This window comes from Roseobacter litoralis Och 149, from assembly GCF_000154785.2.
Classification (GTDB): Bacteria; Pseudomonadota; Alphaproteobacteria; order Rhodobacterales; family Rhodobacteraceae; genus Roseobacter; species Roseobacter litoralis.
This window is the reverse complement of record NC_015730.1, coordinates 3,294,548-3,317,948: the sequence shown is the minus strand read 5'-3', so window position 1 is coordinate 3,317,948 and position 23,401 is coordinate 3,294,548. Positions and strand designations below refer to the sequence as shown.

At 56.5% G+C, this 23,401-nt stretch carries 14 protein-coding genes and 1 pseudogene; 9 read left to right on the top strand and 6 right to left on the bottom strand.

Translation table 11 applies throughout. The annotated features are described in order from the left end of the window. Positions 1 to 9: 9 nt before the first annotated feature. The 4 genes from RLO149_RS15695 to RLO149_RS15680 are packed head-to-tail and all read left to right on the top strand — an operon-like array spanning position 10 to position 4,565. Positions 10 to 2,490 carry a xanthine dehydrogenase family protein molybdopterin-binding subunit gene (locus RLO149_RS15695; protein ID WP_013963089.1) on the top strand — a complete coding sequence of 827 codons (2,481 nt, stop codon included), beginning with the start codon at positions 10 to 12 and terminating at the stop codon, positions 2,488 to 2,490. Between the two features lie 10 nt (positions 2,491 to 2,500). After that, positions 2,501 to 3,427, top strand: a complete 927-nt coding sequence (kce, locus tag RLO149_RS15690) for a 3,5-dioxohexanoate:acetyl-CoA acetone transferase (protein WP_013963088.1) — start codon at positions 2,501 to 2,503, stop codon at positions 3,425 to 3,427. After that, a complete protein-coding gene (locus tag RLO149_RS15685) occupies positions 3,424 to 4,149 on the top strand; it encodes a TetR/AcrR family transcriptional regulator (protein ID WP_013963087.1) in 726 nt (241 codons plus the stop codon). Before kce ends, RLO149_RS15685 begins: the two co-directional genes overlap by 4 nt. Positions 4,150 to 4,163: 14 nt before the next feature. Further along, positions 4,164 to 4,565 carry a thioesterase family protein gene (locus RLO149_RS15680; protein ID WP_013963086.1) on the top strand — a complete coding sequence of 134 codons (402 nt, stop codon included), beginning with the start codon at positions 4,164 to 4,166 and terminating at the stop codon, positions 4,563 to 4,565. A gap of 192 nt (positions 4,566 to 4,757) precedes the next feature. Here RLO149_RS15680 and RLO149_RS23590 read toward each other — a convergent pair whose 3' ends face one another. After that, positions 4,758 to 5,036 (bottom strand): hypothetical protein, encoded by a 279-nt coding sequence (locus RLO149_RS23590; RefSeq protein ID WP_148264374.1) that lies wholly within the window; start codon positions 5,034 to 5,036, stop codon positions 4,758 to 4,760. 439 nt (positions 5,037 to 5,475) lie between these two features. On the opposite strand from RLO149_RS23590, the gene RLO149_RS22930 reads away from it, so the two are divergent. Genes RLO149_RS22930 through RLO149_RS15655 form a run of 4 tightly spaced genes read left to right on the top strand, consistent with a single transcriptional unit; the run spans position 5,476 to position 12,621 of the window. Further along, a complete protein-coding gene (locus RLO149_RS22930) occupies positions 5,476 to 10,140 on the top strand; it encodes a G8 domain-containing protein (RefSeq protein ID WP_013963085.1) in 4,665 nt (1,554 codons plus the stop codon). Next, positions 10,103 to 10,498 carry a YihY/virulence factor BrkB family protein gene (locus tag RLO149_RS15665; RefSeq protein WP_245538069.1) on the top strand — a complete coding sequence of 132 codons (396 nt, stop codon included), beginning with the start codon at positions 10,103 to 10,105 and terminating at the stop codon, positions 10,496 to 10,498. Before RLO149_RS22930 ends, RLO149_RS15665 begins: the two co-directional genes overlap by 38 nt. A 16-nt stretch (positions 10,499 to 10,514) precedes the next feature. Beyond that, entirely contained in the window at positions 10,515 to 11,495 is a 981-nt protein-coding gene (locus RLO149_RS15660; protein ID WP_013963083.1) for an endonuclease/exonuclease/phosphatase family protein, read from the top strand. Next, positions 11,485 to 12,621, top strand: a complete 1,137-nt coding sequence (locus tag RLO149_RS15655; protein WP_013963082.1) for an AI-2E family transporter — start codon at positions 11,485 to 11,487, stop codon at positions 12,619 to 12,621. The genes RLO149_RS15660 and RLO149_RS15655 overlap by 11 nt, the downstream gene beginning before the upstream one ends. A gap of 36 nt (positions 12,622 to 12,657) precedes the next feature. Here RLO149_RS15655 and RLO149_RS23985 read toward each other — a convergent pair whose 3' ends face one another. From RLO149_RS23985 to RLO149_RS15630, 5 genes and pseudogenes are all read right to left on the bottom strand, one after another. Next, on the bottom strand, positions 12,658 to 13,065 hold the full coding sequence (locus tag RLO149_RS23985; protein WP_013963081.1) for a GlsB/YeaQ/YmgE family stress response membrane protein: 408 nt from the start codon (positions 13,063 to 13,065) through the stop codon (positions 12,658 to 12,660). A 120-nt stretch (positions 13,066 to 13,185) separates the two neighbouring features. Next, a complete protein-coding gene (locus RLO149_RS15645; RefSeq protein ID WP_148264373.1) occupies positions 13,186 to 14,667 on the bottom strand; it encodes an ArnT family glycosyltransferase in 1,482 nt (493 codons plus the stop codon). Between the two features lie 40 nt (positions 14,668 to 14,707). Continuing rightward, positions 14,708 to 15,046 (bottom strand): lipid-A-disaccharide synthase N-terminal domain-containing protein, encoded by a 339-nt coding sequence (locus RLO149_RS15640; RefSeq protein WP_013963079.1) that lies wholly within the window; start codon positions 15,044 to 15,046, stop codon positions 14,708 to 14,710. Next, a pseudogene (locus RLO149_RS15635) lies at positions 15,043 to 15,768 on the bottom strand (glycosyltransferase family 2 protein). Before RLO149_RS15635 ends, RLO149_RS15640 begins: the two are co-directional and overlap by 4 nt. Before the next feature lie 493 nt (positions 15,769 to 16,261). Next, positions 16,262 to 21,865 (bottom strand): RecQ family ATP-dependent DNA helicase, encoded by a 5,604-nt coding sequence (locus tag RLO149_RS15630; RefSeq protein WP_013963076.1) that lies wholly within the window; start codon positions 21,863 to 21,865, stop codon positions 16,262 to 16,264. Between the two features lie 196 nt (positions 21,866 to 22,061). Between RLO149_RS15630 and RLO149_RS15625 the strand changes: the two genes are divergently transcribed. Further along, complete coding sequence (locus RLO149_RS15625; RefSeq protein WP_013963075.1) at positions 22,062 to 23,390, top strand: nucleotide sugar dehydrogenase; 1,329 nt, start codon at positions 22,062 to 22,064, stop codon at positions 23,388 to 23,390. Positions 23,391 to 23,401: the final 11 nt, after the last annotated feature.

The following is a 23,401-nucleotide window of genomic DNA, read 5'->3' as shown; positions in this document are numbered from 1 at the left end:
GAGATCTTCATGGCATCGCATCTTGATACAAACGTCATTCCACCCAGCCGCCAACGCGAAGCACCGCGCGCGGGCCTGACATGGATCGGTCAAAGCATCAAACGGGTTGAAGACCCACGCATTTTGACGGGCAACGGCGGCTATATCGACGATTTCAAAATGCCCGGCATGGCCCATGCCGCGATGGTGTCCAGCCCGCATGCCCATGCACGCATCATCAGTATCGACACCTCCAAGGCCAAAGCGCTGCCCGGTGTGATCGGGGTTTACACCGGTGCGGACTTGGCCAGCGTGGTTGACCCTTGCCCCAGCTTTGCCTCGCCGCCGGTTCCGCAACACGCAATGGCGATAGGCAAGGTGCGCCATGTGGGCGAAGTGGTTGCCGCCGTCGTCGCGGATGATCGATACATCGCCGAAGATGCAGCGGAGTTGATTGAAGTCGAGTGGGAGATCCTGCCAGCAAATGTCGATCTGGAAGCCTCGGCGGCGGCAACCGGTGATGCTCATTTGCATCCTGACGACCGCGAAACCAATGTCGCTTTGGATGAAAGCTTTAGCTTTGGCCCGGTGGAAGAAGATTTTGCCGCCGCAGATCATATCATCAAGCGCCGTCTACGCTGGCATCGTTCGTCCGCTCAGGCGATTGAAACCAGTGGTGTCGTCGCGCATTACGACGAATTCAAAGGTGGCTATACGATCCACTGCAACTCGAACTTCTATAACTTCATCCCCTTTGTGATTGGTGGCTCGCTGCGCGTTTCGCCGGGTGAGTTGCGCATCGTGCCTGCCCTTACAGGGGGCAGCTTTGGGTCCAAGGTATTCTCGCACAAGATCATCATCCTGACGGGTGGGCTTTCGCGCCTTGCAGGTGTGCCGGTGAAATACATTGAGGACCGGCTCGAGCATTTTACGAACTCGGACAGCCACGGGTCGGACCGACTGTATGATGCCGAACTTGCGGTAGAAAAGGACGGCACGTTCAAATCGCTGCGCTTTACCGTGCTTGATGACTATGGCGCTTACCTGCAATTCGGCGTCGGCACCCATGGCAATGCTATGGCACAGGTGACCGGGCCCTACACAATCGGCAGCTTTGGCATGCGCGTCGTGGCGGTGCTGACCAACAAATGTCAGCAGGGCCCTTATCGTGGGTTTGGCTCCGAGGTGACCAACTGGGTGATGGAACGCATGGTAGATGCCACCGCAGACGAGTTGGGTCGCGACCCGGTTGAGCTGCGCGAACAGAACATGATCCAGCCCGATGCGTTTCCCTACATGATCCCGACAGGTAACATCTATGACAGCGGCAACTTCCAGAAAGTACTGTCTGAGGCCAAGGAGATGTTTGATTTCGACGGCTGGCGCGCAAAGGCCAAGGCGATGCGCGCCGAGGGTCGATGTGTGGGCGTTGGTCTTGCCACCTGTATGGAGCGCAGCGTCTATGGACCAACCGAGTGGTGGTCCCTGAACAACAAAGCGACGCCCGGCTTTACCCTGACCTCCACGCCCGAAGGCATCACTGCGCGGTTTGATCCGTCGGGCAAGCTGTTCATTACGCTGAATTCTCCGATGGTCGGCAATTCGCCCGAAACCGTTGTGACGCAAATCCTTGCAGAGCGTCTGACTGTCGCCCCTGAGGACATCGTGTTCAACTACTCTGACAGCCAATCGGGCTTTAACGGAGTGGGACCGCAAGGCAGTCGCTTTACCGCCATGATCGCGGGCGCATGTGTCAGTGCGTCGATCAAGCTTGAAGAACGGCTCAAACGGTTTGGGGCGCATATGCTGCAACGCCGACCCGAAGACCTAGAACTGCGGGATGGCATGGTGGCAGTGAAAGGCTTGAAAGATCAGGAGAAGAGTTTTGCCGAAATTGCCCTGACCTCCAGCTTTTTCCGCCTTAGCTTTCCCGATGGTGAGGAATTTGACAGTGGTCTGGAAACCACCGCTGTCTATGACCACCCGCTGTCCACAGATCCGGATGAAGACCGAAAGCACCTTGGCATTTTCTATCCCATCGTTGGGCATATCTGTCACATCGTGGCCGTCGAAGTGGACCCCGGCACTGGCAAGGTTGAGATGCTGGACTATGCGGCGGTCCATGACAATGGCACCATCGTCAACCCGCGCACGCTGGCAGGGCAGGTCTGGGGCGGCACGGCAAATGGCATCGGCACGACGCTTAGCGAGCAATTCCACTACAATTCGGATGGTCAGTTTACCAACCCGAACTTTGCAGAATTTGCCATGCCAACCGCCAATGAAATGCCGCGCAACTTCAAGCTGGGGCACGTGGAAACCCCTTCCCCTTATACCGAATACGGCATCAAGGGAGGCGGCGAAGGCGGACGCTTGGGCGCGCCATCTGCCCTGACCAGTGCGATCGAGGATGCACTTCAGGATTACGGCGTTAGAATTGCGGCGTTGCCTGTCACACCGCCCGTTCTGCGTGGGTTGATCCGAGATGCAGAACAGGTTGCGGCCGAGTAGGAGTACGCCCATGGCAAAGCGTCGGCCCGTCATAATAACCTGCGCGATCACAGGAGCAATCCACACTCCGTCGATGTCGCCGCACCTGCCGGTGACATCTGAGGCGATTGTCAGTTCGGCAGTTGAGGCATCACAGGCGGGGGCCGCGATACTGCATCTGCACGCGCGTGACGATGAGACGGGCAAACCTGATCAGAGCGTAGAAGGGTTTGAACGCATCGTTCCCGCTATTGCCCGGCAGACAAACGCGGTGCTCAACCTGACAACTGGCGGCAGCCCCTATATGGATGTTGAGGAACGGGTCAGACCTGCGGCGCATTTTGCGCCACAGCTTGCCTCGCTCAATATGGGATCGATGAACATGGGGCTGTTCCCGATGCTCAAACGCCACGAGGACATCACCGGATGGGAAAGGGACCATCTGGAAGGATCACGCGATCTGGTTTTTCGAAACAGCTATATAGATATAACCTACGTGCTTGAGACATGCCGCGAAAATGGCACGCGGTTCGAGTTTGAGTGCTATGACACGGCCCACCTCTACAACCTTGCGCATTTTGCTGATCAAGGCGCGATTGAACCGCCGTTCTTTGTCCAGACAGTGTTCGGCTTGTTGGGTGGCATTGGGGCGCATCCTGATGACATCTCTCACATGCGCCGCACGGCAGTGCGCTTGTTTGGCGATGATCTGGTCTGGTCGGCACTTGGTGCAGGTGCGCACCAGATGCGCGTGGCGGCAATGGTGGCAGCGTCTGGTGGGCATGTGCGCGTGGGATTGGAAGATTCACTTTGGTCCGCACCCGGCACTCTGGCCTGTTCAAACGCGGATCAAGTGCGCGTCGCCATATCGATTATCGAGGGTGCGGGCGCGCGCGCAGCCACACCTGATGAAGCCAGAGAGATTTTAATGCTACGCCCGCTTAAGGAGCAGACATGAACAACGACATTTCCCATGCCAGCCTGATGCTCGAGACGGCCATCGGGCAGAGTGTCGATGACGGACCGCGCAAACCGGGGCGCCCCAAAGGAGGACGGTCGGAACAGACACGCGAACGTATCCTTGATGCCGCTGAACACCTATTTGCCGATCGCGGCTACGATGGCACGTCGATCCGCGATGTTGCGGCAAAAGCCGGATTGCAATTGCACTCTATCGGGTACCACTTTGGTCCCAAGGAATCGCTGTTTGATACGGTTGTCGGCCGTCGGGCCGAGATCATGACCCGATTGCGCAGCGATGCACTGAATGCGTCGCGCCAAAAGGCTGGCGCGCAAACTATTCCGGTGTGCGACCTCATCCGCAGCTATGTTGGCCCGTTTATCAAATCGGCCAGTCACGGTGACGAGGGATGGCGCAACTATGCAGCTCTGATGGGACGATTGGCCAATTCATCATTGGGCACCGAAATCATTGCAAAACACTACGACGAAACAGCGCGCGACTATATTGCCGAACTCAAACGTTCCTTGTCTGGCGCAGATCCCGAAGACGTCGTTGAAGGATTTTCGGCGATGGTCGCGGCGATGCTGGGAATATGTGCAGCTACGGGCCGTCCAGAACGGCTTTCAGGACGTGCCGCTCCGCGCACGCCAGAAAGCAGTTTCGAAACCCTCGTTCGTTTTCACACAGCCGGCTTTTTGGCGCTGGCGATGCCTTGATGTCAGGATATCCAATGAAACAAGACCTTCAGATTGGTCAGAGCCATACTCTGACATCGACCGTGGACGCCGCGCGCACGGCCGAAGCGCTGGCGGCACAGGGAGAGGCTTTGCCCGAGGTCTTTGCAACACCCTTCATGATTGCTGATCTCGAACGCGCATGTGCAGCGCTCTTGGGCCCCCTCTTGTCAGATGGCGAGGTGTCTGTCGGTGCACGCATCGAGGTCTCGCACACAGCACCTACACCCATTGGCGGGCAGATATCGGCCACAGCAACATTTACGGAGCAGGTTGGCGCGCTTTACTGGTTCGATGTCGTTGCCGCGGATGCAGCAGGACAGATTGGAAAGGGCCGGATCGCCCGGGCCATCGTTGATCGCGCAAGGTTGATGACAACAGCGGCGGGCCGCGCATGACGGACCAAGAGATGCTGCGCGCCCTGTAAAAAAAGGCGCTTTGGCTGGCTTGTTGGATTGTCCATCATGCGACCCACTTGCGCGAACCGGATGAGGTTACGGTCGACGGATATCAGGCGTTGTCTGCCTCGACGGTGTCAATAATGACAGCGCTATAATTTTCAGTACTGCGGCCTGACGGCCGGATCGCGGTCAAGCACCATGGGGGCGCACGAGGTGCGGGACGCGCTGAACCTTCGGGTCAGTCCCGACAACGAGCAGCAGGTCCACCGGATGATCATGACTGGCGCGCTCGCCTAAATCGGGTTGCTGGCTCTTCCTTTCGGTCCGGCCATCGCTCCGATAATCTATTTCTGCACCGTGGCATCCATGATTGTTGCCTAAATCGCGGGGCGGTTTCTGCCCATAGACTTCTTGCAACGCGCTCTTTCGACTTTGCGAATGTACCGCGCCGCTGATCTCGTCGCCCATGCCGCTTCCTTGTCGGGCGACGACCGTGTGGCGATGTTGCTGGATGGAAAATAGTGTCAAAACCCAAAAGCCCATCGATCTTGTTTAGCAGATGGTCTTGGGGATATGTCCGTCAATCCCGAACCGATAGAACAGGTTTCCCTGCGCTTCCAGCCGGACAGCCATCGCCTGATCCCCCCCCCCCCACAATTTTTGGCGACTGGATCACTGTTTTCGGCCCCGATCAAGGGTAGCGTTCTTCACCTCAATCGAGGGTTTCAGGTCGCGACCGATGTGTCTTAGCAGTGGGAGAATTACGTTGCCTTCTTTGTAGAATTGCGTTCTGGATGGTTAACGTAGGTTGCACTGCTTGGCATACTTTGGTGCTGGTTCCTTCGAACACAGACGATCACGTGCAAATAATCTAAAAATAAGTCAACGATTTGAGAGGTTGCGCCCAATGCCCAGTAAATCTGACGATGTCATTGCGTATCTTGCGGGTGGAGCTGGGCCATGGCCTGCCAACGGGTCACCAGCTAGCCTGTATAGGGCTTTGGAGCAGGCGTCAGCGGCTGGCGAGACAGCCGATACGGACGGTGATGGGTTTGCGCTTCAGATCAATCTTGTCGATACGGCCACAGGCGATGTTCTGGGACAGCTATCGGATTTTGGAACGATAGGTCGCGGTGCATTTGAGGAGCGCGGCTTTGAACTGCAAGTCCAGGCAGTGGGTCCGCGCGCGGCTTTTGCGGAAAACATTCAGGTCCATGTCGCGCAGTTAGTGGCGAATGGGGAACCGGCCGAAACACGCCAATTTGAAATTGGGGATACGATCCCGTTTTCGACTTTTCAGGACGGAAGTGCTCTCGATGAAAGCGTCTACCGGATTAGCGCTGAAGGAGCGGCGCGCGGTGGGAAAGAGGCGTGGTCAGAAGAGGTTCACTTTAGTGTCGTTGCGGATCTTGCACCTTATCTCGAAGGGGATGCCGAACCTGCCGCGCGCGACGTCGTCAATCAGTTAGCAACTTTGCGCAATGAGGAAATCGCGGATTACGGTCCCGCAGACGCCCGACCAGAGACGCTGGACCTTGATGGTGATGGCGTCGCGATGGAAATCCGTGTGCGCGACGCGCGCACCGGTGAGCAGGTCACGGCCGTCAGCGATTTTTCCGTCATAGACGTCAGCATGTTTCAAAGCGGGCGATTTATACTTGAAGTGGCAGAAGCCGGGCGCGCGGGAAGCGAGGTTGAGTTTGACCGCTTTGTCTTTGAACGGATCAACAAGAACGAGGTTATTACAGAGACCGAGTTTAAAATTTTTCGACACCGTAACGAAGTGAATATGACTTACTTCGAAGATGATGGAGCCCTTGACGAGGGGCTTTACCGGATCCGGTTTGAAGGGTTGGCGGACAACGAAATCATCGGCCGTGAAGTCGTTACCTTTGCGGTGGTCGGAGATCTGGCAGAGCACGTTCCCGAAGACGGTCCACAAAGTGAGCTGATCGCGAATTTGCAGGTGCTGCGCCATGAGGCCGTGCGTGGGGCTGACGACGATGGCGGAAAGGGTAGCCACCCCCATGACAGCACTGATTTTGTCATTGAGAATAACAACGCGTTTCTGATGGCGATGGGCGAAGGAAGCCGTATCGAAATCCACGCGGCCGATGCGGCAAAAGACAGCTGGAGCAACCTTGCGCGCACCGCCGAGGCCGGATCGAACCGCCTGACGGTGGAAGAGCAGACCGGTTGGGAAATCGGCGATCAGATCGCGATCACATCATCCGATTATGAATATGAGCAGGACGAGACGTTTACCATTACGGATGTCTCGCTCGACGGTCTGACCTTCACACTCGATAACCCCTTGGCGTATATGCACTACGGCGAGACGGAGACCGAAGACAACGGCCTCAACGGCGCGGATTTCCGGGAATGGGTGATCGACGAACGCGCGCAGGTCGCACTGCTCAGCCGCAACGTCAAAATCCAAGGCGACGAGGATGCGCACATAGACGGCTATGGGGGTCACAGCATGGTCATGCGCGGCGCTGAGATGCATATCTCCGGCGCTGAATTCGCCAACATGGGGCAGGAAGGGATACTCGGGAAGTACCCCCTTCACTGGCATCTGCTGGGGGAAACGGGCGCCGGACAATATATCGCGAACAGCTCGATCCATCATTCCTTCAACAAGGGCCTCACTGTGCACGGCACCAGCCACACTGTGGTATCTGACAACGTCGTTTTCGACACGATTGGTCACGGGTATTTTCTGGAGGACGGTTCGGAAACCGGCAACCTTTTCCAAGGCAACATCGCGTTTGGCCAGCATATGGCCTCCGAGGACGACGCGATAATCCAGTCGGATATTCTGAACGTGTCCAGCTTTTGGATCACGAACCCGAACAATGATTTCGTCGGGAACGTTGCGGGTGGCAGTGCAGACGGCGGTTTTTGGTATGCTGTGGGCAGTGAGTTCACGGGCGCCTCGACGGGCAATGCGTTGTTCGACGACCTCACCAAGCCGAATGTTTCTGAAGCCGGGTTGTTTGTAGATAACAACGCCCACTCAAGTTTCTCTGCCCTGTTTCGAACGAAGAACCCGGATCAGGAATTCTATGGCTGGCACAACAGCACTTATGAACTTGAGATTGATGGCTTCAACGCTTTTCGCAATTTCAATTGGACCGCGGATTTGGGCAAGGACGAGGGCTATACCCAGTTTTTCAACTCGACGTTCGGTGCAGCGATTGAGGGGCTGAACTTTCAGGAAAACACGTCGATCCATGGGTCGCTGTCCTATGCAACCAGTGGCAACATTGGCAACCCAAACAGCGCTGCTGAAATCGCAGCAGGTTGGTCCTTTGCCGATGATGATGCGAAACCGAGCGATGGGCTTCTGGGGCTTGCGTTTTATTCGGGCACTTTCCACCTGACCGATAGCCATTTTGCGAATTTCGAAGGCGATGCGCACATCGCACTGAGTTCCAGCCGAGGGACCGGCATTACAAACTATGTCAATGGGATCACGACAGACGAGGGCTTTGTTGCGGCCGAGGACATCGACTTTCCGGTCACCAGAGGGTTTCGGTTTTCGCGCGGGATCTACGATGAAGACGGGAGCCTTTCCGGGATTGAGGGCGCTTGGCTCACCGATGGCGCCTTAGCCTCAAATGCAAGTGCCAAGTCCTATATCCATCCCGACTTTGACGCGCACGTTATTACGGATGCCCGGCTGGCCATCTTGGCCGAGGCAGGGTCGGTGGGTAATGACGGTCCCGCCAGTATCATACGCTTTGAGGCGGTTGATGGTCCTCGCACAGACGGTGATGCCGGGAATGGCACCCGCAACCAGATTGCGGTGATGGGTGATGGCAACGACTACGTCTATGTCTATGATTTCGGTGACCGCGCACTTGAGGACAATCAGAACAAAATTTCTTTTGATGCGGGAATTGCGGGCGAATACGTTTTTATCGAAAGTCCGAACGCAAGCGAAAATCACGCTGTGCAAGGCGCGATCCGCGTTGGTTCTATGGATCAGCTGAAGGTGTCGCCGGTCAAGGCGTACTATTACGAAGACGGGCGCATCTTCACCAAACTTCACGTCGGAGATGGTACACGGTCAGACGATGCCCCGAACCGGCTTAACTATGTCGTGCGTGACGTGCCCGACGATATCACGCGCGTGCCCGATGTCCCTTATACGCCTTTGAAATACAGCGCCGCAGAGTTGCTAAGTTTCTTGCCCGACACGACACGGCCTGAGTTGAGTGATGTGCAGGATCGCACAGCCCATGATCTTGAGGGGATGGACCTTGCGACCTCGGATACCGTCGACATCCGCGCCAGCGATGCACGCTGGTCAGATGAAAACACCTGGAGAGATGGCGTTCCGGATGCGGGTAGCATCATCGTTATCGGCGAAGGCGAACGGGTGATCCTTGATCAGGATGTTATCGTCAAGGCGATCCTCATTCAGGGTGGTGAACTGATTGTCGAAGATCTGCAGGATCTGTCGCTGTCGGCCGATTGGATCCTTGTCAATAATGGCGGGCTGTTTCAGGTCGGAACAGAGGAGCATCCGCACGTCCACGCCTTTGATCTCACGCTTGAGGGGGATGACCCGACCAATGATATTGATGTTGGCGCGCTGCTGCGCGGGGAGGTCGCGGAAGTTGTATTTTTGGCTGACGAAGTTCCTGCGGGCACCGATGCGTCCGAGACCATCAACGGTGGTCCGAATGATGATGTGATCAATGCGCTTGGCGGCGATGATCGAGGCAACGGTGGCGACGGTGACGACACGATCCTGGCGGGTTGGGGCGATGATCGTTTTTGGGGGGGCGCGGGCGATGACCGGCTGTTAGGCAATTCTGGCAATGATTTTCTGTCGGGCCAAGACGGCGCGGACTGGATTTCAGGCGGTCGGGGCAATGACGAGGTGCTCGGCGGTGTCGGAGAGGACCGTCTTTTTGGAAATTCTGGCAATGATTTTCTGTCGGGCCAAGCTGGCGCGGACTGGATTTCCGGTGGTCAGGGCAATGACCAGATGCGCGGTGGTGCCGGGAACGACCAGCTTATTGGCGGCGAGGGCGACGATAAGATTGAGGCCGGGAACGGGCACGACATACTGCGGGGCGGTATCGATAATGACCGACTTTACGGAGGCCTTGGCGATGACAGGCTTTATGGCAGTGACGGAGATGACGTTCTGCAGGGCGGCCTTGGATTGGACTATCTGAACGGTGGCGCTGGAGAGGATACCTTTGTTTTCGCGTCCGCGACGTCTTCTATCGCGGGTGCTGTAGATGTGATCGACGGAATAGACGGTGTTGGCGTGGCCGGGGGCGATCTGATCGACCTGCGGGAGATCGATGCGGATGGAAGGGCGTCAGGCGATCAATCCTTCGCTTTTCTTGGCGTGCAAACCTACGAGAATGGCATGGCTTTTGGCACCAGCGGGCTCTGGGTGATGGATTTTGGCGATCAAACCCGCCTGTTCGGAAATATCGAGGGTCCTGGCTCGGAGGGTAATGACAATCTGGTGTTTTCCCTTCGCATAAATGATGGCGCGTCGGTGGATGCGGCTGATTACACTGTCGATGACTTCATTTTGTAAGACTTGCGCGGGGATTGCGGTGCTGTACCGCTACGCGCCATCTCGGGATGCCGCCGAATGGAAATGGGCATCTGTGGGTGCTGTTGTGGGATGCCTGATGTGGATCGTGGCCTCCGCCGGATTTGCATTTTATGTAAGCAACTTCGGGTCATACAACGAGAGTTTTGGCACTCTGGCAGGTGTAATTGTTTTGCTCATGTGGTTCTGGATTTCGGCGTTCATCATTTTATTGGGCGCGGAACTGAACGCAGAACTTGAGGCCCAGACGCGGGTCGATACGACGCAGGGACACGACGAACCGATGGGCGAGCGGGACGCAGAGAAGGCGGATAAGTTGGGCGAGGCTGTGGGTACATGAACACTGGAAATTGCGCATGCTGAACGCCCTCTTTTGGATTATAGCCCTTGTCGTGCTCCTCACAACCGCGCTGCCCTTTACCAATAGTGTGACGTGGTGGGTGCGCATGTGGGAATTTCCGCGCGTGCACATAGCATGTGTAGCGCTTGCTGTGATGATTGGCTGCTTGCTCTTCGCGGTGTCCTATAAGGTACCGATGCTCGCCATAATGGGCGTCGTCTTGGTCTATCAAACGGCACAGATTTTCCCCTACACCGCCCTTGCCAAAACCGAGGTTGATCTGGTCACCGCACCCGCCTCAGTACGCCCGGTTTCGATGCTGTCGGTAAATGTGCTGATGGAGAATGAGCGGTACGATGACCTTAGGGTCATCTTGGATCGTGAGGATCCGGATGTGCTGCTGTTGATGGAAACAGATCAGGCTTGGGCTGACGCGCTCGACGGTCGTCTGGATCGCTATACGACAGTCAAATCCCACATTGCGGGTGATCACTACGGTATGATTTTCGCGACACGACTTGATCCGGTCAGTGTCGAGTTCCTTTGGCCCGATGCCGACGACACACCGGCCCTCAAAGCGGTGCTGCGTGCGCCGGATGGCACGGCGTTCAACTTTATCGGCTTGCATCCGCGGCCACCCGTGCCGGGGAATACCACTGCGGTCAGGGACAAGCAGATTAAGAACGCGGCGCTGATGACCTCCTCATCTGACAGGCCCACTGTTTGTATGGGCGATTTCAACGATGTGGCATGGTCATGGACGACCAAGCGGTTCAAACGCTACGGCGGTTTTGTCGAGCCGCGCGTGGGGCGCGGGATGTACGCGAGCTTTCATGCTGAACACCCATTGATCCGCTTGCCCATTGATCAGATCTTTTTGACTGAGGACGTCAATCTGGTGTCCTTTAATCGGCTGGAAGGCTTTGGTTCTGACCATTTCCCCATGGCAGTCACCGTCTATTTTGACGAGATCGAAGGGTCCGGGAATGACGGATGAAAGCGACACTTCAAGAAACGGTGATGCCGTGCCAGCTGCAGCATCCAAACGGTTGGAACTCGCGGCGATTGGCATATTCTGCATATTGCTTTTGCAGACTTTGGTGTGGGCCAGTGACTTTCTGATACCGGTTACGGCCGCGTTCCTGGGCTATTTCGTACTGAACAGACCCCGCCGCTGGCTCGCGAAAGCTGGCGTTGCGCCCGCAGTTTCAGCAGGATTGTTTACGGCGATCCTGGCGGCATTTATCGTGGTGCTGCTTGTGCAGCTCAGTGCGCCTGCCGCGCAGTTTATCGAAGACCTTCCGTCGCTGATGGAGCAGATCAAGGAGAAGCTATCGGCTTCGGGCGGAACGCTGGAAGCGATAAATGATGCAACCGTCGCAGCAGAGGAAATCATCGCGGATCAGGGTGCGGAAACAGTCGCTGTCGAGGTGGTTTCCAATACGGGCGTTGCTGCAACGATTTTCAGCATGGCGCCGGGCTTTCTCAGCCGCATCCTTTTCGCGCTGATCCTGCTCTTCTTTCTTGTGGCGTCCGGCGACATGTTCCTGAGCAAAGCCGTGCAGAGTTTTGAGCGTTTCAGCGACAAACGGCGGGCCGTCGAGGTACTTCATGCGATTGAAGACAGGCTGGGTTACTATCTGGGCGGTATAACCATCATCAATGCAGGTCTTGGTATTGCAGTTGCGATCGCGATGAGCCTTTGGAACCTACCAGGTGCGGTGTTGCTTGGGTTCATGGCGTTCGGGCTCAACTTTGTACCCTTTCTGGGCGGTCTTGCCGGTGCGACCATTGCTGCAGCTATTGCATTTGTCAGCCTTGACGGGACATGGGCGGCCGCGGGCGTGTTCGGAACGTATATTCTGCTGACCTCCATCGAAGGTCAGTTCATCACGCCCGTCGTGATTTCGCGCCGGATGCGCCTGAACACAACTGTCGTGTTTCTGTCGGTGGCATTCTTTGCGTGGATCTGGTCCGTCATGGGGATGGTCGTGGCGCTGCCGATCCTGATTGTCCTAAAGATAGCCTGCGACGAAACCCAATCCTTGCAGACCCTGGCGCGGTTTTTGGGAGATGTAGATAATGGTAACATTCGCAAAAAGGCCGATACTATTGAAGAGTAAGCAGGCAAAAGGGCGTTTCACCTGCCTTTCTCAAACTTAGACGAGACCGCGCACCAAGCGGACAACATATATCAGCACACACGCGCCCGCTGCGGCGACAATCAATTGTCCAATCCAGCCGCCGAGTGTCGTGCCGATGATGGCAAACAGCAGCGTCTCATCCGGTGTCGTGAAGATCACAGCTATTCCCTGGACGTTTTCCTTTCCGTAATCGCAAGCGGGTCTGGTGGGACCAATGCGAGGGTATTTACGGCTAGCGTCAGAGATTTCTTCGATTTGGTGATGCACAATAGCTTGCTTAAGTCGCGCGAGCAGCACCTTGCCGTGATCGAGGTTCAGTCCCAAATCCCTTTGATACTGGCCGGGCGGACTAAGCCGTTGAAGTTCTTGCGTTCGCTTCTCTCCCGTCTTAGCCGTCGCTCCCACGATAATCCGAACGTCCATGTCAGCCCCTAGCGATCAAAAAAATCCTCTAGTTTAGACGAACACCCTCAGGTTTTGCCCACTCCGCTCCTAATCCGCAGACTCTGACTAATGGAGGTACAGTGACATGTACCGATGCACTCAGTCGGACAGTTCACGCACTGATGCATAGAAATGTACATAGGGATCATCACGGGACAGGATTTGCAGATCCGTAATGAAAGGGCGCAAAATGGCCAGATCCTCACTCCGGCATAGGCCTTCCAGTGCAGAGGATGTCGTGCCGCTGCGAAACACGGACGGAAGATCGTGTACATCTCTGACCTGCATGAAGATCTGACCGCTGGACCCGTAGTAAGAGATGTTTCCTGGCGAAAACCGTTCTTTCTTGTGCCAGTTGCAGACGAACAAACGACGTTCTGTGTCCAGTGTTTTGGCCACTGACGACAGAACCTCGATCTGTTTCGCAACATAGCTTTCGCGCATCAGTTCCAGCTCCGAGGGCGGTTTGGTTGGACCGCCACTGAACAGGGACACCAGCAGGACTGTCAGTATCCTCGCCTGCATCGACCAGGAAAAGGCGAGGATCGCGCCGGCCAGCATGACGGCGGTCATCGTCGTGAAAAGCAGCGTGTAGCGATGGGAGATGAACCCATCCGAAAAAGAGATGCCAACCGCATAGAAGAGCATAACCAATGGGATCGGCAGCAGGTCGTACCTGCGCAGGCGAAACGGCAGCCAGAAGGCGGCAATGAGGCCGAACAGGCGCACAGCCCCCTCTGCGCCAAACATGTGGCTCAGCACTTCGCGAAGGTCGCGGACCTGTCCACTCGCACTGGAGGGGGCAAGCCGCCCCACGATCTCGCGGCCGACAGCCTGTTGCAGGGCCGTGCTGCCGTGCTGGATGAACTGCAAAAGATGCCATGAGGATACGAGAACAAGCGCCAGCGCGAGGCTCGCCAGAAAGTGCCTGTTACTGATGAATGTCCGAAACCGGTGCCCGTGCCAACGACCAGTCAGGCCCAGTGACACGAGGTAGATCATAGCAAACCCGAAAGCGATGGGCGCTTTTTGTAACGCCCCGAGCCCGATGGAGAGGGCAACCGCGTACCACCAAAGCGGCGCGCGCAATGCAAGGTGGATCGTCGCAAATGTCATCGTGAGAAAGAACAAAGATCCCACGTCCAGAAGCGCCATCGTCGCGGCCCCCCAGAACCGGTCGGAGCTCGCAACGAAAAGCACCGTCACCGGGACTGTCCAAGGCAGCTTTGGAAAGAGGGCAAAGGCAAACAGACCGGCGCCGATCAGCGTGAGCCCGCCGAACATGAAGGAAGGCGCCCGCAGGGCGATCGTCAGATCGACACCCTGCTCGATCAGCCAACCGCTGATCCAGTATTGCAACGGCGGCTTGTTGAAGTTGACCTCATGCGCTGTGTAAGTGTTCCACCAGTCATTCTGGGCTGCAAAGGACGTCGACCGGTCCAGCGTCAGGAATTCATCGTAGTGGCTGATGGCCCCAAGTCCCAGCATGGAGACATGAAAGCCCATGACCCAGATGATCAGAAAGAACGTGGCGATCAGGGGCAGGCGATACGGGTTGGAAGGCATTGCGACATCACTCACGGCTGGCACTCCCGATCAGAAAATCCGCAGGCGCCGGTGTTCAAGAGCCGTCACCGGTGCTGGCAGACAGCGCCGCGGCTTTGCGATGACTGCGGATCAGGAACAGGTTCCTTATATAGATAAACATGCCCAGCGACTGGCCCATGATAAACACAGGGTCACCCCGGTAGATCGCGTAGCTGAGCAGGATCATCGCGCCGCCCATCGAAAAATACCAGAAAGCAACCGGAATGACCGATTGCTTGGCGCGTTCAGACACGATCCATTGCACGAGAAACCGCATCATGAACAGAAACTGCCCACCAAAACCGATAATGATCCAGATGGCTTCCGCGCGGGAGTCCACCCCCAGAAAGGTGCTGATCGTTTGCAGTATCATGACGTTTCATCCTCCGGTCGGACGGTTTTGGCGCGTTTGATCAGCCAGGCGACACCAAGCAGATCCCATACGCCCACAGCGGCGCGCCCGATATTGGTGTATTTCGACTGACCGGACTCTCTTGGGGCGTGGCTGACATCCACATGAACGATCGTCCACCCCTGCGCCTTGAACAGCGCGGGAAGGTAGCGGTGCATGTGATTGAAATAGGGCAGTGCCAGAAAGGTCTCCCGCCTGAACCCCTTCATGCCACATCCGGCGTCGCGCGTTCCGTCCTTGAGCATCCAACCACGCAGTGCATTCGCAAACCGTGACGCGAGTTTTTTTGCCTGTGTATCCTGACGCCCGACGCGCTGACCTGCAACAAGGCCGATTTTCTGATCGGGATCGTCCAGCAGGGGCCTCCAAAGCAAAGGCAGATCAGAGGGTGGGTTTTGACCGTCCCCGTCAAGCGTGACACAAACAGCGGCCCGCGTGGCGGTGACGCCCGAATGAACGGCCGCGCTTTGTCCGCCGGCAACCGCGTGACGCAGTATGCGCAATTGTGTCGCTGTCTGTCGGGCATGGACAAGGCAGGCGAGGGTCTAGTCCGTTGACCCATCGTCCACCACGACGATTTCAAAGGCATCAAGTGACTGCGCCGCAGAACAAATTTCGTGGATAAGCTTGGCCGCGGCACCCTCTTCGTTGTGCATGGGAACGACAATCGACACCTGCGGCATCAGGTCGGAAACGCCCTGTAATTTTTCACTGACCATGGCTTTTTGAGGACCTTTTTTCTGGAGCTTCTGACACTGATAACCTCATAAAGTCAATCAAGGGCGTTACGTAAAAACCGGTATTGGTCGGTCTTGGCGAACAAAGTGCCCCTTCGGTCCAAAAGGCGGCATACGGGTTCTGTCGCAAACCTTTTGAGGATTGAGCAAGGCCATTCAGTTGACACACTTTTCCTGCGAGCGCCTTGAATGGTTGAAAAGCGGAGTCTCCTCAACCGGCAAGTTCGCTTTTTCGGATCATGAGGGTGGTCGCAATCCCAGCCTCCGGCCGGTCCGGCAAAGTGGCTGTAGCGGGTTCCTAAAGAGCCAGCGCAACAAAGGAAACACCGTCGAGGTTCGACAGGACCAAATTGCCCTCCGCGCCAAGCGGCGCCATTCAGACAAATGATTGGGTCGCATCCCATACCAACCCGTCAGCAGCTCATGCTGCCTGATTGCTTCAGTCTTCAATCAGATCAAAGTCATCGTCGTCGGCCGCCGGCTTTTTTCGCGCCCTCGCTTTTCTGGGCGCTTTCGCAACAGTGCTGTCTTTCAACGCTCGCTCAACGAGCCACTCCATGGGGTGGTCGGGAAACCCATCGCCAAAGTGGCGGATGAGCTTTCTATAACGCAGTCCAAGAGCGGATAGTTTGCACAATTGCTCGCCCGTGGCCATGTTCGCAACGATCAAGCCACCGCCCTTGGGCGACAAAGTGATCAAGTGTTTTTCTAACTCGCCGATAAGCTGCTCCCACGTTGTGGTGCTGGAAACGGCGTCTTTCAGGATTGCTTGAAGGTCATCGAGGCTCGGGCTTTTGGCGGCTTCATGTCCGGTAACTTTGACCTTGCGAACCTTTTCTGCGCGATCTCCTGCGCTTACTGGCCCTGAAGTTTCCACCGGCTGAGTGCCCTGTTCATTGGTAAGTTCACGAGATGTGAGATCCGGTGTTCTTTGTCCTCGCTCGGGCTGAAATATCAACTCCGGCAACACCGTTTCCCATGTGTCGCGCCTGATGTGTTGACGGTAACTCTCTTGATTGTCCGTCTTTCGCCACGTGATAATCGCTCCGACATGACCGGAAACGAAGGCATGATGCTCGGGGGGCTGCCATGCTTTCGCCATGTGACCAAGGAGCCGGTTGTTTTTATCCACGAGCATCCAGTAGGGGGCACGATATTCGAGGGATAGCGGATCACCAACTTTGGCTTGGTTTATGGCGCTGAAGATTGCATGACCATCGTGTTTTCGCCCGGCAAATGACAGGTCAACGACGTCCAGTTTCGGCATTTGGTAGATTTTGGATATTGGCGAACTGCGGGGCAAATCAGGAACCACGGGTCTGTGCAGCACGGAGTTAAGACCCCGCTTGAGAAGCGCGTGTTCTCCGCTTGTCAGGACTGTCAGGCTTTGCTGTGCACGGGTCATCGCCACGTAAAAAAGGCGGCGCGGCGCTTCGCGATCTTCATTGCGGGATGCGCGATCCCAGCCCCCGTTGAAAATTGCAACATGATCGAATTCGAGGCCCTTTGCGCGGTGGGCGGTCAGCAACAGCAAGCCGCGCTGTTCTCCCAAAGTGTCTTTTGACCAGTCTGCGACCCATTCGATGATGTCCGGAGCAGGCATGGCCTTTGTTCCCAAGTCCCGTGCCAGTTCAGCGATGCCCTCCGCCAATAGATCGACCCATTTATTGCGATCCTGTTCGTTGAGAATACCCAGGATGTCCTGAACGCCAAGAAGCGCGCCGCGCGTGTTCCGCAATCCGGTGATCAGGGTCTGAGTTTCCCTGAGCCGCCAGATATTCGGCAGATCCTCATTGGCCATTTCCACGTTGAGGCCTTTCGTTTCTGCATAGGTTCGCACCGGCCCCAGACGTTTCCAGTCGCGAGAGATAATCGCCGTGCGGGCCCAGTTCCAATTCGGATCAAGATGAGAGAGCCGGATCATTTCGTCCACCGCTGCGATCGCCTGATGCGTGTCACCGCCCGGAACATCCAACAACTGTACCCTGCCTTGGGCCACCGGATCCGCGTCTGCGAGCCTTCCGCCGGGTACACCCAGGCTGCGCGCTTCGTTGATCCGGATCTCGTGGTCGACCTTCATGCGGTCCGGTGCTTTGGATATGACCGCGTTTGCCGCCTCAATGATATTGGCAGTCGAGCGGTAGTTTTCGATCAGGAAGGCCGGTCTGGCTTTGTAATCCTCCTCAAACATACGGATGAAATCGATGGAGGCCCCGTTGAAGGCATAGATGTTCTGGTCATCATCGCCGACCGCAAAAAGGCTCAGCTTTAAATCTGCGTCTTCAAGCGAGCGCCCCGCTACGGCTGAGATCAGCGCATATTCTTCCGGCCCGATGTCCTGATATTCGTCGACCAGAATCCATCGATACCCCTCGATCAGGCTGTCGCGCTGCGCCTCCGCCTCGGATCTGGACAGCCCGTTGCCGTTCAATTGGCCGACGGCTTCCGTGATGATGTTGTCAAAGTCGGTCGTATCTGCGTCGATTCCACTGAAACTTGCGCCGACCAGACGCATGGCAAGGGAATGGCATGTGGAAATTGTAACACCTGCCGCGTCGTCTCCAACCAGCGCGCGCAGTCTGACACGTATCTCGGCTGCAGCGTGTCGGTTATAGGCCAGCACCAGTATGCCGCGCGAGTCCTCACGCTTCATCCGCAGCAGATAGGCGATGCGGTGCACCAGCACCCTTGTCTTGCCAGAGCCCGGTCCCGCCAGCACCAACACGTTCGTGCGGTCCCGGTCATCGGTCACGATATCCTGCTGAACCTTGTTTTTCAGGTCCTCGACAATTGTTTTCCACGACCTGCTCGTCGTCTGCCTTTTTATTTCGCGCCCCATACCGGGCATCCAGCGTTTCATGAACTGCTCTTTGTTCAGAAGGAAATAGTCCTCTGACAAACGTGTGGCATCCACCATGCTTTTCAGGCCGGTTTCCGCATAGGTCGCCATCACATGGGTTTGCAGCGTCTGCTCGTCATAATGCTCTTCCAGGGGCAGGAAATCGGCCTGCGTGAATTGCCCGCCCTTTGGGTTGAGGAACACGGTCATGGCGGGGCGAAACACGGTGAGGCCCTTGCCAAGGGTCACCACACCCTGTTCGTGTAACCACAAAAGCGATCGCTCCATCAGCTTGGTCATGTCACGGACGCCGCTGGTTTTCAGAAATGCATCCTGCGTGAGTTCGGCCAACAGATTTCCGATTGTCGTTTCGACCTGAAGGTCCTTGCCGCGCGCGCCCTTGTCCAACCGCCCGGTCAGATGATTGAGGAGGAGACTGGCAGCGGCCCATCGAAGTTCCGCTGTTTGGGTGATGATTTTCCAGGAACGTTCCACCGTAAGCCGAAGCGTGTTACGGCTGACCTTGCGCAGCCGGATATTCCCTTTCCCACCGTCCTGTCCTTTTCCATCACGTGAAATTCCGCGCAACAATTTATCCACGACGTTCGGGCGCACTGTCGAATGGCCGTTGTCGCGCAGATTCTGGCAGGTCTCAGCCAAGTTCAGGGGGTAGGGTGTTTTATCGTCCGCCTCCGGTGCCATTTCTTGCATCAGGGTAATCAGGTCGCGTTCAAGCGTGCTGGCTTCGGACAATCGTGCGGAGGACGGATTGGAAACGCCCACATGTACGAAGGCCGTCATCGCAACATCGTTGCTGGCTATCCCAAGCGTTTCGAGGTCGGCCATGGCTTTGGGCAAGGCGCCTGAAGACAAGCCGCTGAGACCGCACAGCACGTCGGTCGAGACGCCCTCATCCGGCGGGGCTGCCATGAGATGTTTTACAATCCCCAAAAGCTGATTGCGATGGGCCGTGGTGATGTCGGCATCCGCAAGCCGTTTCTTGGCTTCTTCGAAAGTCCGGACCCTCAAGGACGAGGGCAAGATCCGCACGCGGTTCTCTTCACGCGAAACCAGCGTGGCTTCTTCGAGCCATGACACGGCCGTTTTGACGCGGGTGTCATCTGTCGTGCTGTCGCGCTCGAACTCCCGATCCTTTTCGGATCGTACGATCTCGCCTGCTGTGGCGACGATCTTGCCGGTCTTGTTGGTTTTCTCGTCGATCCGCCTGAGCGCTTTGAGGATGGCACCTATTTCGTGCCGGGCGAGACGTGAGCTTGCGGTCAACCTGAACTGTCGTTCCACATCATCTGCGGCAAACAGCAAAACACAGCTGGCATCGGCCCTGTCACGACCGGCGCGTCCGGCCTCCTGCAGGTAGTTTTCCAAGGATCCGGGAATGTCGGCATGCACGACAAGCCTGATGTCGGGTTTGTCGATCCCCATGCCAAAGGCATTGGTCGCGGCGATGACCCTGAGATCACCAACCCGGAACCTCTCCTGAACGACCTGTTTGTCATCCGGACTCAGACCGGCATGAAAATGTGCGGCATCCATGCCCTGCGATTTCAGGAAATCAGCAACCCGTTCGGTTTCCTTGCGCGATGCGCAATAGACCACGGCACCGGAGCGGCCATCCGAGGGGATGCCCTCCTCGATGACGGTCAGGACATCGGATAGTTTGCTGCTCTTCGTCGTTGGCCTGACTTCGAATGTCAGGTTCGTGCGGGAAACGCCGCCGTCCAGCGGCAATAATTCGACCCCGGCGCGAGATTGAAAATGCGCCATGATATCCGCAACCACTTCGGGCTTTGCGGTCGCGGTCAGGCAGATGATGGGCGCTGGCGGTTGATCGCCGGAATGCTCTTTGATGAACCGCCCGAGATAGCGGTAATCAGGCCTGAAGTCGTGCCCCCATTTTGAGACGCAATGCGCCTCGTCAATGGCCCACAGACCGACTTCACGTTGGTTCAGTGCTGATCGGATCGACGTACTTCTCAGTTGCTCGGGCGAAATGATGAGGATGCCCGCATCGCCCATGCGCACCTTGTCGAGAGCGTCCTGCCTTTCGGGCATCGACATCATGCCATTCACGGTCACGGAACAGGAAATCCCGGCCCTTTCCATGCCCTGCACCTGATCCGCCATCAGCGCGACCAAGGGTGATATCACAACGGTAAGGGCTCCGATCTTGTCAAAGCGCGACAAGGCGGGAACCTGATAACACACCGATTTCCCTGTACCGGTCGGAAGGATGCCCAAAACGCTGATGCCCGACATCGCTTCGTCAACAATGCGCTCCTGTAGGGGGCGTCCGTCAGGATCGACAGGTTGCGGGCGAAAGCTGTCAAACCCAAACCACTTGTTCAACGCGCGCACGGGATCATTCTGTTCGGCGCACCAATCGCAGCCCGGATCCTTGCAAGAGGTATCCCGCAGGTGCCTCACGATCAGGGACGCTTCCCGAAACTGCGCGCGCACCCAGGGGGGCATCACGGAATCTCCGCCCGCCACGGTAATCCAAGACAGGGCATAGGCCATCGGCCATCCATTGTGTGGGCTGGCAAGACGCCCGAGCGCTTGTTCCATGCGTTTTTGGCAAACACGCCCGCTCAGCATACGCCGAATGGCTTTCAGCGCGTCGTCTTCGGAGGGGCAATCCGCTTGCCTCACATACTTGAAAACGGCGTCAAAACCGCTTGCGCGTTCCATCCTCGTGGTCAGATAGTGATAGGCTGTGAGCGCGTCCTTATCGGTGCTATTCAGCGTTAGAAACGCGTCGAGTTGATTTTCCAGAACTTTGAAAACAAGCTGCGCATCCAGTTCCGGATCGTTGACATGACCAACGGCAAGGCGGCCGTCATGATAATGCTTGACCAGACGATGGTAGGGATTGCGTGGAAAAGCGAGCGGGTTTAGCCACAGCGTATCAATGGGACTCTGCATGAGTTTTGACACGCGCGGCTTTACAGCGATCAGGTACTCCATGTCGTGATGGAGGATGTTATGACCGATCGGATGCGCGATGTCAGCAATCGCTTCTTCCAACTGATTGATATGGTGATCCTGTACGCCTTTTCTGGCGACAAGAGCGGGGCGGTCATCATGCCAGACTGCCGCCATGGCAAAGATCTTGGCAGTTGAAGGATCAACCTCAAGGTCGATGGACAAGCATCGCGCCAGAAATTTGCTGTGTCCGTCGTTCATGATGACATCTACGTCCAACCATTTGTTCCGGCTAGAGAATACTGTTCGGCGGCTCAAGACAACCTGAACTGGCGGATTTTGATGGAAATGTCACACCGCGATTGGGCACCTGCCGGTGGCTATTGTGGTTGCTTCATATCATCGCCTGCACTAACGCTGGCTGAGGTTTCTGCTTAACATCCAGACAAGGCTCGATATGTCCGAACGTGTCAATTCCACACCATTGGAAACCATTTTAAGCAAAATAACGCATAAAAAGGCCGTCGTTGGCATAATTGGAATGGGCTATGTGGGTATTCCATTGGCCGTGGCGGTTGGGCATGCCGGATATCCGGTCATCGGTTTTGACGTGCTTGATGACCGCATCAAACAGTTAAACACATGCCAAAGCCCCATCGGACATATCCCCAATTCAGCGTTGGAAGAGATCACGAAGACCGGCTTTGAGGCCACGAGCGATTTCTCTCGTACGCGCGAATGTGACGCGCTTATCATCTGCGTACCGACGCCGCTGGACAAGAAGCGCGAGCCCGACCTGAGTTTCATCACCTCCACGATGGACACGATTGGGCCGCACCTGCGCGCAGGTCAGATACTGGCGTTGGAAAGCACCACGTGGCCCGGCACCACGGACGAAATTCTAAAGCCCTATGTCGAGCGCGCCGGCCTGACTGTGGGCACTGATTTCTTTCTTGTCTACTCGCCGGAACGCGAAGATCCGGGCAACGTCGATTTCTCTACGCATACAATTCCAAAAGTACTTGGTGGCGATACGCAGGCATGCCGTGACGTCGGTGTCGCCCTCTACAGCGCGTTTATTGCCAAGGTTGTTCCCGTCAGTTCCACGAAAGCGGCAGAGATGACCAAACTGCTGGAGAACATTCAGCGCGCTGTGAACATCGGGCTGATGAATGAGATGAAAGTTGTCGCGGATGCGATGGACCTTGATATCCACGAAGTCATTGAAGCCGCTGCGACCAAACCATTCGGGTTTGTCCCGTACTATCCCGGTCCCGGCATTGGCGGGCATTGCATCCCGATTGACCCGTTTTATCTGACGTGGAAAGCGCGGGAATTTGGCCTGCATACGCGGTTTATCGAGCTTGCGGGTGAGATCAATGCATCGATGCCGTCCTATGTTGTGAACAAACTCATCCGTGCCTTATCCGAGCGTGGCAAGGCGCTGAAGGGCGCAAAGGTCATGGTTCTGGGGATCGCGTATAAACGCGATATCGAAGATGTGCGCGAAAGCCCGTCCGTGCTGATCATGGAGTTGTTGCGCGACTGGCGTGTCGACCTTTCCTATTCTGACCCGCATGTACCGGTATTCCCCGTGATGCGTGAACATCAATTCGATCTGTCATCGACACCTTTGACACCCGAAACCCTTGCAGAGCAGGATGCCGTTCTGCTGCTGACGGATCACACGGGTTTCGATTATGATATGATCGCCGAACATGCGCCCTTGTTGATTGACACACGGGGCGTTTACCGCCGTCGGGGCCGGAGTTTCCCCACGGCGTAATGGCGCGCAGC